Source organism: uncultured Haliea sp. (assembly GCF_963973825.1).
Lineage (GTDB): Bacteria > Pseudomonadota > Gammaproteobacteria > Pseudomonadales > Halieaceae > Haliea.
Genome location: NZ_CAXBAE010000008.1, coordinates 47,336 through 64,734, shown reverse-complemented (window position 1 = coordinate 64,734; position 17,399 = coordinate 47,336). Strand labels below are relative to the sequence as shown.

General features: G+C 60.4%; 16 protein-coding genes. 1 reads left to right on the top strand and 15 read right to left on the bottom strand.

Annotated features, from left to right (window positions below):
* Positions 1-35 precede the first annotated feature (35 nt).
* The 15 genes from AACZ17_RS10835 to AACZ17_RS10765 all read right to left on the bottom strand — a co-directional run bounded on the left by AACZ17_RS10835 (position 36) and on the right by AACZ17_RS10765 (position 16,611).
* Positions 36-854, bottom strand: a complete 819-nt coding sequence (locus AACZ17_RS10835; protein ID WP_339638249.1) for an SDR family oxidoreductase — start codon at positions 852-854, stop codon at positions 36-38.
* Positions 855-932: 78 nt separating this feature from the next.
* Positions 933-1,496: a nuclear transport factor 2 family protein gene (locus AACZ17_RS10830; protein ID WP_290745816.1), complete on the bottom strand. Its 564-nt coding sequence runs from the start codon at positions 1,494-1,496 to the stop codon at positions 933-935.
* Positions 1,497-1,504: 8 nt separating this feature from the next.
* Positions 1,505-3,751 carry a TonB-dependent receptor gene (locus tag AACZ17_RS10825; RefSeq protein ID WP_290745813.1) on the bottom strand — a complete coding sequence of 749 codons (2,247 nt, stop codon included), beginning with the start codon at positions 3,749-3,751 and terminating at the stop codon, positions 1,505-1,507.
* Positions 3,752-3,817: 66 nt separating this feature from the next.
* On the bottom strand, positions 3,818-4,303 hold the full coding sequence (locus AACZ17_RS10820; RefSeq protein WP_290745810.1) for a nuclear transport factor 2 family protein: 486 nt from the start codon (positions 4,301-4,303) through the stop codon (positions 3,818-3,820).
* Positions 4,304-4,564: 261 nt separating this feature from the next.
* On the bottom strand, positions 4,565-6,415 hold the full coding sequence (locus AACZ17_RS10815; RefSeq protein ID WP_290745807.1) for a PQQ-binding-like beta-propeller repeat protein: 1,851 nt from the start codon (positions 6,413-6,415) through the stop codon (positions 4,565-4,567).
* Positions 6,412-7,329, bottom strand: coding sequence for a glutathione S-transferase (locus AACZ17_RS10810; RefSeq protein WP_290745804.1), 918 nt, complete (start codon positions 7,327-7,329; stop codon positions 6,412-6,414). Before AACZ17_RS10810 ends, AACZ17_RS10815 begins: the two co-directional genes overlap by 4 nt.
* Positions 7,330-7,411: 82 nt before the next feature.
* Positions 7,412-9,868 (bottom strand): TonB-dependent receptor, encoded by a 2,457-nt coding sequence (locus tag AACZ17_RS10805; RefSeq protein WP_290745801.1) that lies wholly within the window; start codon positions 9,866-9,868, stop codon positions 7,412-7,414.
* A gap of 100 nt (positions 9,869-9,968) precedes the next feature.
* Positions 9,969-11,324, bottom strand: coding sequence for an aromatic ring-hydroxylating dioxygenase subunit alpha (locus tag AACZ17_RS10800; protein WP_290745798.1), 1,356 nt, complete (start codon positions 11,322-11,324; stop codon positions 9,969-9,971).
* Entirely contained in the window at positions 11,321-11,734 is a 414-nt protein-coding gene (locus AACZ17_RS10795) for an OB-fold domain-containing protein (protein WP_290745795.1), read from the bottom strand. Before AACZ17_RS10795 ends, AACZ17_RS10800 begins: the two co-directional genes overlap by 4 nt.
* A 1-nt stretch (position 11,735) precedes the next feature.
* Positions 11,736-12,905 carry a thiolase family protein gene (locus AACZ17_RS10790; protein ID WP_290745792.1) on the bottom strand — a complete coding sequence of 390 codons (1,170 nt, stop codon included), beginning with the start codon at positions 12,903-12,905 and terminating at the stop codon, positions 11,736-11,738.
* A gap of 19 nt (positions 12,906-12,924) precedes the next feature.
* Positions 12,925-13,365, bottom strand: coding sequence for a hypothetical protein (locus AACZ17_RS10785; protein ID WP_290745789.1), 441 nt, complete (start codon positions 13,363-13,365; stop codon positions 12,925-12,927).
* Entirely contained in the window at positions 13,362-13,817 is a 456-nt protein-coding gene (locus AACZ17_RS10780; protein ID WP_290745786.1) for a MaoC family dehydratase N-terminal domain-containing protein, read from the bottom strand. Before AACZ17_RS10780 ends, AACZ17_RS10785 begins: the two co-directional genes overlap by 4 nt.
* Positions 13,814-15,370, bottom strand: coding sequence for an AMP-binding protein (locus AACZ17_RS10775; protein ID WP_290745784.1), 1,557 nt, complete (start codon positions 15,368-15,370; stop codon positions 13,814-13,816). The genes AACZ17_RS10780 and AACZ17_RS10775 overlap by 4 nt, the downstream gene beginning before the upstream one ends.
* Positions 15,371-15,382: 12 nt before the next feature.
* Complete coding sequence (locus AACZ17_RS10770; RefSeq protein WP_290745781.1) at positions 15,383-15,814, bottom strand: nuclear transport factor 2 family protein; 432 nt, start codon at positions 15,812-15,814, stop codon at positions 15,383-15,385.
* The gene (locus AACZ17_RS10765; protein WP_290745778.1) at positions 15,811-16,611 is read right to left on the bottom strand and encodes an SDR family NAD(P)-dependent oxidoreductase; all 801 of its coding nucleotides are present in this window, start codon (positions 16,609-16,611) and stop codon (positions 15,811-15,813) included. The genes AACZ17_RS10770 and AACZ17_RS10765 overlap by 4 nt, the downstream gene beginning before the upstream one ends.
* A 139-nt stretch (positions 16,612-16,750) precedes the next feature.
* On the opposite strand from AACZ17_RS10765, the gene AACZ17_RS10760 reads away from it, so the two are divergent.
* Positions 16,751-17,395 (top strand): TetR/AcrR family transcriptional regulator, encoded by a 645-nt coding sequence (locus AACZ17_RS10760; protein WP_290745775.1) that lies wholly within the window; start codon positions 16,751-16,753, stop codon positions 17,393-17,395.
* The last annotated feature ends 4 nt before the right edge of the window (positions 17,396-17,399 follow it).

The following is a 17,399-nucleotide window of genomic DNA, read 5'->3' as shown; positions in this document are numbered from 1 at the left end:
CGCACCAGGGGGATGCCATGCTCTGGCCTACATTGTCACTCCGGCAATCCGGACTTGCCCGCCTCTCGAATCAGTGGCTGGTATTCAGCAAACGCCGGCCCCGCCACCGTCGCGCCGATTGTGAAGCCCGCATCAGTCGTGAGGGTATGTCCTGTGGTATAGCCAGATTCGTCACTCGCCAGCCATAGCGCGGCATTCGCGACATCTTCGGCCAACCCGGGACGACCGCGAAGGGGGGAAGCTTGCGCAAGCATTTCTTTCGCCTTGTCGATATTCTTGGGGTCGCCGGTGAGTACACTCGCCACCATAGGCGTGGCCATGGATGCCGCGGCAATCGCATTGACCCGCACATTGCTGCCTGCCAGCTCTGCGGCAAGGTTTTTGGTCAGTCCTACCACGCCATGTTTTGCCGCGGTATAGGCGTGCGGCCCCAGCCCGCCCATGAGTCCTGCTGTGCTGGCCATGCTGATTATGGAGCCGCTACCTTGAGGCTGCATGACACGCGCAGCGTGCTTTGCGCAGTAAAACGCGCCGTTCAGGAGTACGTCTATGGTAAAACGCCATTCTGCACCCGGCGTCTGCGCAACAGGGCCAACCGACCCAACAATTCCTGCACTGTTGAACATGACATCCAGACGCCCAAAGTGCGTCGTCGCCGCATCTATGGCCGCGCTCACACTCTCTTCATCGGTGATATTGCAGTAGCTGAACATTGCCTTGTCGCCGTACTTCTCAGCTAGCGCGGTGCCCTCCGCCTTTTGGATATCGCACAAAGCGACCCGGCAACCCTCCTGGATAAACCGTTCCACCGCGGCGGCCCCGATTCCGCTTGCAGCGCCCGTAATCAATGCCACCTTTCCTGCCAATCTCATGCCTGCTATCTCCACGTTACAGGTTGCAAAAAAAGGGGGCCGCAGCCCCCGCAAACTTCATTACATTCGGTACAGGTAATCGTCGGGTGCTCGCTGCCCCACCGTCTCCGGCGCAATGCTGCCAAACCCGCGCGACTGGGCCGGTTCCAGCCGCGTCCAGTCGGTCATTCCAACCCTGCGCACGATGCGCCATTCACCGTCGCGCAGCGCAAAGTGGTCCAGATAACGCCCTCCGACGAAATAGTCCATCTCGTTATCGAACGCATCCGGGCCCGCCAATGGGTCACCGACTGGTCGCATGCGGTGAAACGCGGTGAAGTAGGTTTCAGCTCTCGCTTTATCCGGTCCATCCAACTCGACAAGTATGTTTCCCAGATGGTGGTGCGTGCGGCTGTGCGCCGATAGCACGCCCAACGCAAACGCCACAAAATCACCAGGCTGCTCCGCGGTGGACGGACGTGAAGGATCAGAAGATGGCCCCTCGAAGAAATGGTGATGCTCCGAGCCCGGATGGAAGACGCTGCGCAGCAGCACTTCGTCCATCCGGTCCAGAGCCCGCGCGTAGCGGACGATCACTTCCGTGATCGCCTGCTTCGCGAGCAACTCCTGCAACTGTTCGTTCATCGCGACAATCAGTTGTTGAAGTTATAAACCACCTCGAACCCGTAGGTACGCGGTGGACGGGTAGCAGCGTAAGACCAGAGGCCAGCCACTTCATAGCCGTGCGTGTAGCCGTCTTCATCTGTCAGGTTGCGGCCGAACAGACTGAACGTCAGGTTGTTAACGGCGTAGTTCACTGATGCGTCCACAATCCCCTGGCTATCGTTTGCCAGTTCGGCGTTGTTGGTGGCGTTGGTGAAGTGCGAGCCAATGTAACGATACGCGCCGCGTACCCAGGCGTTACCTCCCGCCACATCCCACTCGTAGGTTGCATCGACGGTACCGGTGAACTCTGGCGCACGGCGGAACTCCAGACCACTGAGGTCCGTAATGGAGCCTTCAACATCGGTATAGACAAAGTCGTCATACTCCGAATCGAGATAACCCAGGTTGGCACGGACGCTGAGGTTGTCACTCAGGTAGGCCTGCATCTCCAGTTCGATACCCTGAATGGTCGCCGACGACGGGTTGATAACTACGGTCTTCTGCCCGGTGTCGGTTTCGCTGGAGGGCAATTGCAGCTCCTCCTGCTTATCCTTGTAATCCATGGTAAAGATGGTCGCATTCAGACGCAGCCGGTTATCCAGCAGTTCGCTTTTCACGCCGATCTCGTAGTTATCGATCGTCTCTGGATCGTAGGGCTGAATCGCTTCCTCCAGGCTCGCAACGCGGCCATTGAAACCACCAGCCCGATAGCCCTTGGAGTAGGTTGCGTAGAACATCACATCATCGGTCATGTTATAGCGCAGGCCCACTTTGGGAGTGAACTCGTCCCACTTCTCGCTGGGATGTTGACCCGGGATGGTGTTCACCTCGCCAAACTGACGTGAGGTCTTCTCATCTTCTGTGTACCGTCCGCCCACGGTGAGCACCCACTGATCAGCAAAGCGATAGTCTGCTTCGAAGAATGCAGCAACCGACTCGGTTTCCTGTTGGGTGGTCTGGGGAATATCCAGAATCAAACCGGGAACCGCAAAGCCGATATAGCTCCGCATGCGGCTTTCATACTCGGAATCCCAGAAGAACAGCCCACCGACGACGTTAAATGCACCGCCGTTGTCATAGGTAAGCCGCAGTTCGTGGCTCTGCTGCTCGAACTCGCCCGGGCGGTCCGTGTGATACAACAGCTCCGGAGTACCGTCCCAATCCTGCAGACTGGCTTCATCAGACTCCCAGGAACCAAAGATATAGTCAAAGCGCAGCGCATCGCTGATTTCCCAGCGCGCTTCCAGAATGTGCGTGTCCGTATCAAAGAACGCATCCATAAAGGAGTCGTCAACGGCATCGACAGGGGTAATATTTGTCTCAAAGCTCGGCGGCACTGGCGGACGGCCACCGCCGCCGGCGACGCCGTTACGGTCACCGGTGATGGTCGAATTGACACTCGGTGAACAGTAGCCATAGGCAACACAGAACAGCTGATCAGGACGGGTTGCATTCACCAATGCGGGCGTGTCCTGATCCAGTCGTTCCATAGTGTAGCTATACTCAAATTCCAGCGTATCCGTGGCGTTCCAGAGCGCGTTGAAACCGAGTGACTCGTAGTCCTGACGGCCCTGATCACCCCGCACGGTAACGTTGTCGTAGTAACCTTCACCCTGATCGCGCTTGGCGCCGGTCAATTTGATAGCGAGGTCATCGGTAACCGCAAAATTGAAGACGCCGTCAACATAGTAAGTGTCAAAGTTCTCGACCCCGGCGCGGAAACGGCCACCCAGTTCACCCGTGGGCTGAGTACGACTGATATTGATCAGGCCACCCACGGTGTTGCGGCCGAACAATGTGCCCTGAGGACCGCGCAGTACCTCCACACGCGCAATATCGATGCCACGCAACAACGCACCCGCGTTGGAGCCGAGGAATACACCATCGACGCTTACACCGACGGCAGGGTCAAAGTTCTTCTCCAGATCGGCGATACCAACGCCGCGGATATAGATGGCTGCGGTGCCACCGGGGCCCTGCCCGGTGTCATCAATGATGACGTTGGGAGCAATATTGGCGAGGTCCTGGATATCGCGCGCAAACTGACGCTGGATTTCGGTTTCGCTCAGCGCGCTGACCGCGAGGCCAACGTCCTGCATGCTCTCCTCTCGCTTACGCGCTGTGACGGTGATTTCCTCCAGCACCCCCGGCGCTGCGGATACGACGGCAGGCGCGGAAACGCCCACCGAGGCGGCGGCTATGGCGGCGAACAAAATGCTGCGTTGTGTCTTCATGGAACGTCTCCTCGACGAGTTTGTTAATAGTCTTATCGATCGTTGTTGAGCAGGTCAGGGTCTCTTTCAGCCCTGCGGCGCCTTCAGCGGAGCGCCGGGTATTGGGTTGAAGTAATGGATCTGCACGTCACGCTGGACAATCTTCCAGCGCCCCGCGGTGCGCCGCAGGGTGTCGCTGTAGGTCGCGCCGACCATTTGGCAGTCGGTATCGCCGGTCAGCGTGCCGATGCAGTCGACGTCGCAGACACAGGTCGCGTGATCCGCATCCTGAAAATGCACGATGTGGTTGGTCGAGAGGTGATGGGACTCCTCCCAGGCCGGCCAGAGAACGTCCAGCACGGCCTCGCGAATGCCCGCGTGGCCACGGAAGGTGCCAAACGGCGGGCCGATATTCCACACACAATCCTCGCTCCAGATCGCCAGGAATCGGTCGAAATCCCGCTTGTCGAAGCCGTGACAGTAATCCGATGTCAAGTCGACGATATGCTGCCGACTTTCCAGCTGGTCCAGCCGGGCTGCGAGCGCCGTCAACGTGTCGCGGTCTTCGGACATGTCGTACCTCATGCCATTCTTATCATTAGCAGGCTTACGCTTTGCCACGCATCCGATGTCATCGAACTGCAATTAGCTTGTTTGCGTCTAGCAAGTGTAGTGATATTTGGGGGCGAGTCAAGCACTGCCGGCGCTCGCGGCCTGCGCCGGAACCCGGTAATAAGTCACAAACAGGGTGTTCAGCTGGAACGCAGCGGACGCGGGGCAGCCGGACTCAGGCGAGGCCTGCGTGAACAGCCTCACGCAGGCCTTGCCAGTGGCTCAGGGGGTTTTAGGGCCGAATGCCAGGAACACGTTCCCGGGCATGTGGAAATAGATGCCGTATCCGGAATTGACGAACATCATGCCGTCACTGAATACCGGCCCAGCCGCGCCGCCGAAAGAGCCGCCCAGGGCCGTGCCACCGTCAGTGGTGTCGAAAGAGCGTACACTGTCGTAGGACCAGAGCACTTTGCCCGTTGCCTTGTCGTAAGCGCGCAGCACGCCGTCCATGGCACCGGCGACTACTCCACCTGCAATGGCGGATGCCGCGGCAGAGAGGCCCGGCTGGCAGAATTCACGCCCCTCGCACAGATCTTCCGCCGGCGTGAACCAGAGAACGTCACCATTGCGAATATCCACGGCATACATGCCCGGAAATGCCTTCCCGGGCCAGCGAGCGCCACCGTCAAAATCCGACATCGGGACGTAGAGCACGTCGCCATCAAGCGCCATGCCGAAATGTACGCCGCCCTGTATGCCGCCGCGGCCCAGTTTCTTTTGCCAGACAATCGCTCCACCACGTGCCGGATCCAGGGCGTAGACATCGCCTGATTTCTGCCCGGCCAGCACCAGATCGCGCCCCTCGGAGGTGGTGGCCAGCAAGGTTGCCGCACCGAAGTCGTAGTCCGGACCATCCTCCGGCGGGCAGTTAATGCGCTCCTCGGTCTCGCAGCCCATATTCCAGGCATCTCCGACCGTCATCTGCTGGCTCCAGACAATCGAACCGTCCGCAAGACTCAGGGCGAGGATGGCGTCGCTGGTGTCGTTGGCCGGCGAGGAATAATTCTCCCCGGTGCCGACATACATCACGCCGCGCTCAATATCCAGCGCCGGTGTGTTCCACACTGGCGAGCCCGAGGGGGCGATGCGATCCGTACCCACTGCATTTTTACCCACCACCACCGGCGGTTCCGCGATTGTGTAGCTGGTATGCAGCTTCTCGCCGCTGCGTGCGTCGTATACCGCAACGCCACCGCGGAAGGTACAGCAGGCATAGCCGGGATCCGCTGCCGCCGTGACCTCGAGTGATGACAGCGGCACATAAAGACGGCCATCGTGCAGAGCCGGTGACGCGGTGAGCGTCAGGCTCGGGTGGTCATCCGGCCGGTCGCGCCAGACGAGCTCCCCGGTCACTGCGTTCAGCGCGTAGACATTGCCGACCAGGTCACCGAAATAAAGCAGCGGCGGCGATTTCGTATCCTCCGCCCAGTCGGCGACCACGATGCCGTTACGCACTTCCGCTACTGTCGAAAAACGCCAGCGAATGCAGCCGGTCGTCTTGTCCAGTGCGTATACGGTACCGTCCTGGCTGCCGATAAATACAGCGCCTCCCGCGATCGCGGGCTGGGATCGCGCCCGCAACGCGCCGGGAAAGGCAAAGGCCCATTTAAGCTCGAGCTCCCCCATCTCCGCGGCTGTGATGCCCGCTATTTCAGGCCGATAGTAGCGGTGGTTGCCCAGATTGACGCCCCAACCGGCGGTATCCGGCTGGGCACTGAAGTCGAACGCGGACCGCTGCGCAGTGCACTGCGGCGCTGCACTGGACATGGCGGCTTCCGCCAGACTGTGTCCGGAGAGGTACTCGGCCAGCAGCCGCTGCTGGGCGTCGGTCATTGCCGCCGCCTGCGTTTGCATCACGCCGCCCTGCATGGCCCGCAGAATCGAGGTCGGAGGCATAATCTGCAGCAGGCTCAGCTGCGGCGCCTTCGCCACACCGCCTTCATGGCAACTGGCACAATGCTGTTGGTACAGCGCTGCGCCATCCGGCTCCTGGTCTGCAGGCACGTCGGCGTGGGACAACGGCGCCAGAAGCAACGTGGCCAAGAGCGCGATAGATACCGGGTTTTTCATTCCAGGGGCTCCACGCGATAACCGGCGCGAGGAAAGTGCACAACCACCTCCCCGGCTCGCGAATCAGTTCGACGAATGGCAATGTCTTCACTGGTGAGCCGCATCAGCTCACCCGCAACCGGCACCGCACCGTAATCTTCCGGCGTGACGGTAACCGCAGTTCCCTGCTGCACACCCGGCAGGTGCGCAGAGGAAACAGCTACCTGCACCGTAGAGCCGGATGCACGGGCAATCGCCAGTGCCGATTCCGCATCCAGTTCACTGCGCTCACCGTGACCGATAGACTTGACCCGTTGCTCCCAGCCAGGCAACCAGCGCCACTGCGTCAGCAGTGCATCGCCATCGCGGATATTTCCGCGGCACATCCACACCGGAAAATAGCCGAGGATATCCGCCCAGGACGGCGCATCGCCCAACACATAGGGTCGGCCGTCGGCCAGCATGCTGTCGAGCAGGTGCAACTGCGCCTCGAAGGCTGCGTACAGATGCGGCAGCTGCGCATCCAGTGTGCTGAAATCGAGGAAATTAAAAAAAGCCTTGCGATCCTTGAGGATGGCTTCGGGCAAGCCCTCGTTGGTGCCCATGGAGAGGCCAGCACCGGGGCGAAAGAAGACGCTGTCGCTCCAGGCGGACAGGGCCAGACAGATGCCCCGGCTCGCCCCCGGGAACAGTGACGGTCGTTCCGGAAACCTTGACTCCAGTTCCCAGGCTATACGCTGCGTATCACAGTAAACATCGGCGCCAATTTGCAACACCGGGGTTTTCCGGTAACCACCGGTGAGGGCGGTGAGGTCCGGCTTGGGCATGACCAGCGGAATCTCCACTGACCGCCAGGCCAGCCCCTTGAGCCCCAGCGCCAGACGAATCTTTTCGGCGAAGGGGGATATGTCGAAGTGGTGAAGTATCAGCTCCATGACTGGCATCTCGTCTGTAGCGGTTGCAGTTCAAGGCAAAAAAAGGGCCGACAAGGCCGGCCCTCAAGTACCGCAAACCGAATCAGTTACCGCCGAACTTCATGCCCACTTCCAGGCCGTACGTGCGCGGCTGGCCGTAGTAGGTCATGGTCCACAGGTCACCGACCGGCAGCTCACCAATCCGATACTCCTCGTCAGTCAGGTTGCGACCATAGAGACGGGCGAAAAAGCGCTCATCGGCGGTGGTGTAGGTCACGCTGGCATTTACCAGGGTGCGATCGTCGGTAACGCCGTGCAGGTCAGAGGAGACATTCGAGTAGACGAATATTGCCTCATCTTCAAATGACAGACCCGCGATCCAGGTCAGGTCACCCGCCATGAAGTCGTGCACGTAGATTGCATCAAGGCCGTACTGCCATTCTGGTGCCCGGTTGACATCCTCGTTGCTCAGGTCGATGTCGATCTCGCCGTCGAAGTTGGTGTCGGCCAGGAACTCGTCATACTCGCTCTTCAGGTAACCGAGGTTACCGCGCAGCGTCAGGTTATCGCTCAGCTCTGCGGTCATCTCCAGTTCCAGACCGTAGGAAGAGAGATCCGCCGCGTTGAAGAAGCGCGTTTCCTGGAAGCTGCCGCCAAAGCCGTTGTCGAAAATGGCCACCAGGTCGCGCTGCGCATCCGAGTACTCGACATAGAACGCCGCCATATTCAGACGCAGGCGATTGTCCATGAAGTCACCCTTCAGGCCGGCCTCGAAAGAGTCGGCAATCTCGGGATCGGTAGGTGCGGCAGAGGCTGCCGTAATGGGCGCACCCGATGTACCGGTCTGGTCGTTGTAGGCGCCGCTCTTGAAGCCTCGCGAATAGTTCAGGTAGCCAAACAGATCATCCGAGAACGTATAGCTGGCGGTCAGGCGCCAGGTGGGCTCCTGCCAGGACTCGCTGTCGCGGAAGACGCCTTCGGAGTACTTGTTGAAGTCCGCCGCGTCGAGCCCGCTACCGAAGTCGCGCCAGGTGAGGTTGGGGTCGAATCCACCATTCAACTGCTGGAAAAAGACCTGGTTGCGGCCCGTCCAGCTCTTGGACTCGTCGGTGTAGCGGAGGCCGCCGGAGAGCGTCAGCCGGTCATTGATGTCATAGCTGCCGTCAACGAATACGGCCCAGTTGTCCGCCTCCTGCTCGTTACACAAGACTTGCGGGTTGTTATCCCACCAGGTCGGGTCGCCAAAGGCCGAGGAGCCCACGCCGAGAAGGTCGAGGAAACCCAGCACCTGAACCACGCAGAAGGTGGTTTCATCATCCTGGTAGAAACCACCGAGGACGAAATTGAACGGGCCATCGAAGTTCGAGGCGAGACGAACTTCCTGCTGGAATGTCTGCCGCTCATCGAGACGGTTGGCATCGAACAGTGAACCACCGGGGCCGACCTCGCCCGTGTAGGTGGATGGGAGCTCGCTTTCCTGTTCGCGGTAACCGGTCACAGAACTGAGAGTGTAATTGTCCAGCTGCCAGTCCATGTTCAGGTAATAGCCGTCAACGTCGACCTGGTGGCCGTTGGACATGTTCAGCAGCAGGTCATCACGGTTGGTGATGCCGCCTTTATCCACCTGGTCACCACCGGGGTCAGACGTCAGCCCCAACGCGTTGAACACGAGCGGCGCGCCAGGCGGCGTACCGTTGGCTACCGGCGGCGAGTCACCGTCGTCCCGGATGATTTCGTACTGCGCCACCGCGGTAAAATTCGGAGTGGGCTCCCAGAGGGCTTTCAGTCGCGCCGAAATAGAGTCATCGCCACCAATCTTGCTGCCATCACCGCGGCCGGAGGTGCCCAGCGCGGGGTGCAAGGGATCGAACGCCGTCACCGGACCATACTCGGCGCCATTGCGCCAGTAGCCATCGGACTCCATGTACATGCCCGAAGCACGCAGTGCCAAGGTATCGCCGACCGCCACGTTGCCGGCCACGCGGGTCTCGAGGCGACCAAAGTTTTCGACCTTACCCTGCACTTCCAGCGAATTCTCGCCAAGCACCGGGCGTTTGGTCTTGACGTTGATCACACCACCGGTAGTGTTCTTGCCAAACAGCGTGCCCTGCGGTCCGCGCAGGACTTCAATTTGCGCAATGTCGAACATTTCCAGCAGCTGTGTCTGGATGTTGGGTAGCACGAAATCATCTACCGTCACACCCACTTGCGGATCCTGGTAGACAATAATGGATGTCTGGCCCACGCCGCGCATGGCGAACGATGCAGCATTGAACCCTGCGGGCTTTGCCGCCGAAAAGTTCGGCACCAGCGTGGCGATATCCCCGAGATCCCGCGGCGTCAGCTGATCGATGTCATTGGAAGTGATGGCACTCACAGCCACCGCTGTGGTTTGAATGTCGGTTTCACTGCGACGGTTCGCCGTCACCAACACTTCTTCCAGCGCGGCTGTTGCGGTGAGCGGCAAACCACTCAGCAGCGGTGCACTGCTCACGGCCAACGCGAGCGGCAAAGCCCTGACGGTAAAACGACCCTTCTTATCGATGTTATTGTGCTTCATTGCGGCGTACTCCTGACATTATGAGTTATGTGTAATTCAGTGAGTCGGGGCCGCGTCAAAGCGGCGTCCAACCCAGTATGGTGCCCTCTACCCACTTGCGCTAGCGCGCCAGCCTCCTCTCCAGTTCAACGTGAAAGTGCCTGAGGCGCTGCTCCTGTTCACTCCAGAGCTGGCCTTCAAATCCCCGAGAACGCATACCCTGCTGCACCACGGGCAGCAGTGCGGAGTCCTGACTCAGCACCAAGCCCAGGTTGGCGTCCTCTTCAATGCTGTAGTGCTCGGTGGCCGGACGCACCCGCCCCGTGGTATCGGTGCCCTCGGGCAGCCCCATCCAGGCCGGTGGACGATAACTGCCGTCTTCCACCGGGAAAATCAGCGTCATGGTGTCGTAGTAGAAACGCTCCGGGTCCGTCTCGTGAGGCAGGAAGCGCATCAGGAACACCGCTTCGGGGTGACAGCCGATCTGCACGTTGGGAAAAACGCCGGTCGCCCAGCTGTCAGACAGTTGCCCGTCAACGAAGCGGGAGTAATCCAGTCCCAGCCGCTCCGCGCGCTGGCGTTTGCCCTGCTGGATAGCGCGGCGCACATCCGCGGCGGTGCCGGTGAAGCCGGAGGGATCCAGGCCCGCGTCCTCCAACATCATTTTCAGACCCTCGTTCACCGTGGTCTGGTCGCGCATGCGCGGGCTGGGCTGCCCCAGTGGCACGATCATGCGGCTCGCGCCATTCGGGTAGAGGTCATACTGCACATTCAGGTCGCCCATTACGCCGCGGGTTTCCGGGTGCACGGCGTGCAGGTGGTAGCTCTCGTAGAACGCCTCAACGCCGACCTTCCAGTTGGCACCCCACTCGCTGCGCACGTGACGCGCCACCCGCATGTCTGCAATGCGGTAGGCCTCGAGGTAGCCCTCTGGCAGCCCGATGGCGTCTTTCAGGGGCTGCTCGGGCGTATCATCCATGTTGATGAACACGATGCCGGCAAGTGTATCGCAATGTACCGGCTTCAGGCCGGGGCGATGCGCCACGACCTCAGGCTTGAAATACTCCTCGTCGGTTATTCGACGCAAACGCCCATCGTTGTGAAAGCTCCAGCTGTGAAAGGGGCAGACAAACACCTTGCGGTTACCGCGCTCGTCCCACACCAGGCGCGCCCCGCGGTGGCTGCACACGTTGTAGAAAGCCTTGATCCCGTCCTCGGTGCGGGTGACGATGATTGATTCCTCGCGAATGTTGAACAGGAAAAAGTCACCCACCTCCGGGATATCCGACTCCACGCCGGCAATCAGCCAGGAGCGGGTCCAGAGCTTGTCCCATTCGCGCTGCATGTATTCCCGGCTGAAGTACCCTTCCTTGCCGGCCATCTCTACGCCGTTGTCCACCTCCGGCTGCTTCGACTCCAGGGATTCCACCGGCGCATCGGGGTTGATTACCGCAATCGGTACACCTTTCGCATTCATGATGAATTACCTCTCTGACTGTCAAGCGTGAACACGGGAAGGGTAACGCTCTCAGACCAGGGGGCAAAAGCCACTTGCACCGGGAGCCCTACCGCAACGGCTTCCGGGGCGCAATCGACGACATGGCTCATCAGCGTCGGCCCCTCTTGTAACTGGATCAGCGCTACCACGTACGGTGCCTCATAGGCCTTGGAGATGGGCCTGCGCACCACGGTGAAGCTGATGATTTCCCCACGCCCCGTGGCAGCGACCCATTCCAGCTCATCGCTGAGGCAGCTGGCACACATGATGCGCGGATAGAACTGGTGGAGGCCACAGCGGCTACAGCACTGCAGGCGTAACTCGCCCACGCGGCAACCCGCGATATAGGCGTCGGCAAGTGCGCCGCTGGCCGGTTGGATACGTTCCACGTCAGCCTTCCTCCCTGCCCAGTATGAGCGTGCTGTGGCTGGACATGATGCCGCCCTGCGCATGCAGAAGCCCATAACGGGCATTCGCGACCTGGCGCTCACCTGCCGTGTGTCGCAGCTGCCAGACCGACTCTGTCAGTGCGAACATGGACCCGGGATTGCCGGGGTGACAGTGGGACAGCAGACCCCCGTGGGTATTCACCGGCAGCTGTCCCGCCGGGCCGATGCCCGCCTCGCTGACGAAGGCCCCGCCCTCACCCTTGGCACAAAAACCCAGATCCTCGAGCTCCACCAGCACGGTCGGTGTAAAGCAGTCGTAGAGCTGCGCAAAATCCATGTCGGCGGGGCGCAGGCCTGCCATGGCATAGGCTCTCTGGCCCGATTCCCGAGCAGCGGACGCGGTGAGATCCTGCGCCTGGCTGATGTGCTCGTGCCCATGGCCTTCACCGACGCCCAGCACATACACGGGTGACTGGCGGAACGCCCGCGCCCGTTCTGCCGCTACAAGTATGATCGCCGCGCCGCCATCTGACACCAGGGAACAATCGAGCAGGTGCAGCGGGTCGGCAATCATGCGCGAGTTGAGCACGTCATCAACGGTGATCGACTCACGCATCTGTGCCGCCGGGTTGCGCGCCGCGTGCGCCCTGCAGGCGACCGCGATTTCTGCAAAATGCTCGGGGCGTGTGCCGTAGCGCGCCATGTGCGCCTGCGCGATCAGCGCATAATATGCGGGTACCGTGGGACCGTAGGGCTGCTCGTACTGCGGATGCCCGGTGGAAGACTGCATCAGCATCGCCTGGTCGCGGGTGAGGCCACTGCGCAGACTGTCCGCCATCGCAACCACTACCACCTCCGCCATACCGGTCAGGATCGCCGATGCCGCGTGGTGCAATACGGAGAAGGTTGTGCCACCGCCGGCCCCCGCGGCAAAACAGTAACGCGGTGTGATCGCCAGATATTCGGCAATGGCTTCTGCGTGGTACAGCATGGGTTGCGCCATACTGTTACAGGTAACGAGGCCGTCCACCTCATCCTTGCCAATGCCGGCGTCAGCCAGTGCCAGCAGAACGGATTCGATACACAGCTCAGTGGCCGTCCTGTCCGGCACCACGCCAACGCGGGTATCCGCCGCCCCGACAATAGCCACCTTGCCGCGCAAACTGCTCACTGCGTGCCCCCGCCGCCGCTCATGCTGCGCCCAACACAGCGGTGGCCACGCCGGGGGTGACCACCTCCCCGTCCGCGTTCTTGATAAAGACCTCAACCCGCACCGAGCCCGAGGCTGGATCGACCTCGATCACGGTGCCCCCGGAAGTCAGGGTTTCACCTATGTAGGTTGCGGCGCGGTTGGAGTATTCAATGGACACGAGGCGACCGTGGTCACCCAGCCACTCCTCCACACACTGGTTCAGCCAGTCCCCCAGCATTGGCCCGGCAATCACCAGGCCGGGGTAACCCTCCACCTCCCGGGTATAGGGCTCGTCAAAATGGATCCTGTGTGCATTCCACAGCGCGGCGTTGTACAGAAACAGCTGCACATTGTCGGGCGTGAGCTCACGCTCCGGGAGTGCATCGCCAACCTGCACCGACATCGGAGATTGTTTTTCAGACAGCGCCAAATCGCTCACCTCAGAATTCGTGTGGTTTGTTCACGGATGACCGGTTCACCCGCGTCGTTAACAATCTGCATGTCGACTTCATAGAAAATCAGCGGGCCGGAGCGCCCATGCTTCTCGTAGATGTTGGTCAGCGTACGCGTTGCGGTGAGCCAGTCGCCGGGATACACCGGCTTGAAGTAGTCGATTTTCAGGCCACCCGCCATGGCCCGCTCCAGCGGAAACCTGGGCAGCAGCGAATCGATTGACACGCCGTCCGGGGTCAGTTCATCAAGCTCCACCACATCCCAGAACAGCGCCACGTGAAACATCGGCGGCGCCTGATCTCCGTCGAGGTATTTGCGTTGGCGGTTCCCCGTCGCTATCGCGTATTTTCGAATATCGCGCCGGGTGACCAGCTCGCGGTGCGGCGTGCTCTGCCGCCCGATATTGGCCAGCAGCTCGTCACTGAGCAGGCTTGTCATACCTTCCTCTCTCCCTGATTCCAGTAAGGGTCGCGCAGTTCGCGCTTGAGAATTTTTCCCGTGGGCGCCTTCGGCAGGCTGTCCACAAAATCCACCGAACGCGGCTTCTGATAGGACGCCAGATGCTGGCTGGCAGCGGCGATAATCTCCTGCTCGGTGGCCTGCATGCCCGGCTTGAGCACGACAACCGCTTTTACCGACTCACCCCACTCCGCGTCAGGCACCCCGAACACGGCGGACTCCAGCACGGCTGGGTGCTGGTGAATCGCGGCCTCCACCTGGGTGCTGTAAATATTCTCGCCACCGGAAATAATCATGTCCTTGGCGCGGTCAACAATGAAGATATAGCCCTCTTCATCCCACACCGCCACGTCTCCGGTGTGCATCCAGCCATCGCGCAGGGTCTCGGCGGTGAGATCCGGGCGCTGCCAATAGCCCACCATGTTGGCTTCCGACTGCACCAGTATTTCGCCCGGTGTCACGCCATCGCGCGGCACCGGTTCACCCTGCGCATCAACCAGCTTGATGGTGGTCATGAAGCCTTCCCGCCCACAGGAACTCAGGCGCTCGGGGTGGATACCGGCGACTGCGTTGGCATGATCCTCCTGCGAGAGAAAGCTCATGGTCATGCCTTCAGTCTGTCCGTAGCCCTGGATCAGGGTACAGGGGAAAGCCTCCAGCGCGGCTTTCACCACGCTGTGCGGCATTGGGCCACCGCCGTACTGGATATTCCTCAGGCTACTGAGATCGTAATCGGCAAAGTTGTCCACCGCCATCATCCAGTTGAGCATGGTGGTGATGCCCAGGAAAGCCGACACGCGCTCGCGCTGGATGACCTCCAGCGCGAGCCGGGCCTCAAAGTTGATCAAAACCAGCGGACAGCCATGGGCCATGTAGTTCATGGCCAGACCTACCGGTATGTGAAACATCTGGCCGGTGAGCATGTAGACGTCGGAGGGCACAATACGCTCGGCGACGGTCTGGTTGATCATGCCCGCAAACAGGGAGCGGTGTGTGTGCAGCGCTCCCTTCGATTCCCCCGTGGTGCCGCCGGTGTAGAGAATCAGTACCGGATCATCACCCCCCGTCGACGCGGACTGGGCGGGTTCCTGCGCACTCGCCTGTGCCAGAAGGGCCTCGTAGCTGCCGTCGCTGTCTTCGCCGAAGGCAAAGGCATGGGAAATGCCGGCCTGCGCAACGAGAGTCGCCGCTTCATCGGCGTACTCGGCGGCATACATGAGCACCGCCGGTTCCCCGCCACTGGCGATCTTGAGCAGCTCCGGCGCCCCCAGGCGCCAGTTCAAAGGTTGCACAATGAGGCCGACCCTCGCGCAACCGTAATACACCTCCATGTACTCGATGCAGTTGCGCGCCAGCACCGCTACACGATCACCCTTGGCAAGCCCCAACTGTTGCATGAGCGCGTTACCAAGGCGACATACGCGTTCGTCCAACTCGCCGAAGGTCATCCGGCGGCTGGTCGAGATATCGATCAGTGCCTCGCGGGTGGGTGCCAGACGGGCAGTCTTCGCCGGGATTTTGCCGATATTCACGCGCCGCTTCCGTCAGTAACTCTTGTCGAGATCCAAGTGCCGCCGCAGCAGCGTCCACTGCCCGTCTCGCTGCACCACGCGGTCGTGATAGACACCGGCTGACAGCAGGCTGATAGCGCCGTTCTCTGTCGCCAGCAGCGTCAGGTTGGAGACCACAGGCAGACCTTCCCCAGGCTCGTCTGCTGTCGGGAAAAAGATGTTCGAGACAACGTGGCGACGCTTGTCAGTCTGCTCCGCCATGGCACCCGTCATCAGCGCCATAATGCCGTCCCGGGACTCGAAGGGACCAACAAGGTCGCCGCCACCGATGCGCATGGTGAACATGGCGTCCACTGCAAAGCAGGCTGCCAGCATGTCGACTTCCCGCTCATCCAGCGCGTAGGCCGCGCGTGACAGCAGCTCATGGATCGCCAGCTTGTTGGCCGTATCAAGCAGTGCGCTCATGTACTTTCTCCCATGCCCAGAATATCCAGGGTCCCGCGCCAGGCCAGCGATCCGCCGTCGATCAGCCAGACCGCGCCATTGATAAAGCTTGCCGCAGGGCTCGCCAGAAAACAGACCAGCTCCGCCACATCTTCTGGCTTGCCCATGCGGGGTATCAGGTGCGTCAACGTCATGGTGTTCAACATGGCAGCCGGATCTGGCGCAGCTGCGAGGAAATCGTCAACCATTTTCGTGTGGATGGAACCCGGGCAGTAGCAGTTCACCCGAATGCCATCCGCCGCGAGGTCGACTGCAAGCATTTTGGTCATCTGCATGACCGCGCCTTTACTCGATCCATAGGCAACGCAGTTGGGGTAGCCGGCAATCGAACTGGTGGAACCCGCGTTAATAATGGACGCCTGCGAACTGTCTCGCAGCCAGGGCAGCGCATATTTGGCACACAGCCAGGGGCCGAGAACGTTCACCGCCATCACCTTATCGAAGGTGCTGCGCGACATGGCCTCCAGGGTGAGCCCGTCACCGAGCATGCTCTCGTGGATACCTGCGTTGTTGTGCAGCACATCAATGCCGCCGAGCTGATCACCGGCGGCCTGCATCAGCGCTTGCACCTGAGCCTCGTCAGTAACATCGCAGTGCTGGTAATGCGCAACGCCACCCGCATCGCGAATGGACTGCACGACGGCGCGGCCATTCACGTCGTTGGTATCGGATACCATAACCCGAGCGCCATACCGTGCCGCGACCTGCGCAGTTCCTGCACCGATACCAGCGCCAGCACCGGTGATGACAAAGTTCATTCCGCTTATCTGCATTATTGTTATCTCACTACTTTATGCAGGAAGCATAGATTCCATTTGAACATTGTTCAAGATAATTTTGAATAAAATTCAGGAAAAACTCTTGGCCGCTTTTGCGCCTAGCTGGTACAGTCAAATCATGGTCTCATTTCCAGCAAAAGCACACTCTGCCGACAGTGATCTGGCTGCGCCCGCAACCTCCGTGCGCCGCGATACGCGCGGGGAAAAGCGCCGCCGACGGATTTACAAGTCACTGCACGACTGCATCATCAGCAAGGGCTACGTGAAAACAACACTGGCCGACATCGCCGAAGGTGCCGGCATGACCGCCAGTCACCTGTTGTATTATTTCAACGGCAAAGAGGCGATTCTGGAGCAGTACTTTGCCAACGTCGCGGTGCGTTTCCTCGAGCGCATCGAAGGCTTTGCGCAACACCCCGCTGAGCAACAGGTGCAGATGCTGGCCGATTTCTGGTTCAAGGGGGAAACCAGCACCCGACTGGAAATCGGTTTCATGTTGGAGTGCTTCGGCAATGCGGTGAATGATGACATCCTGCGCATTACCAAGGCGGACTTTGACAGCCGCTGCAAGGCGCACCTGGCGAATATTTTTGCGGCGGCCCCCAGGCTGCTGCTGGCTGACGCCAGGGATTCGGCAGAAATTGCCTACTCAATGATGATTGGCCTGCGCTCTGCCGTGTACTTCGATGACGATATCAGCCTGGAGCGGGCACACACCCTGTTCACGGAAACCGTGAACAGGATGAGTGGCTTCAGCGCCTGAAACG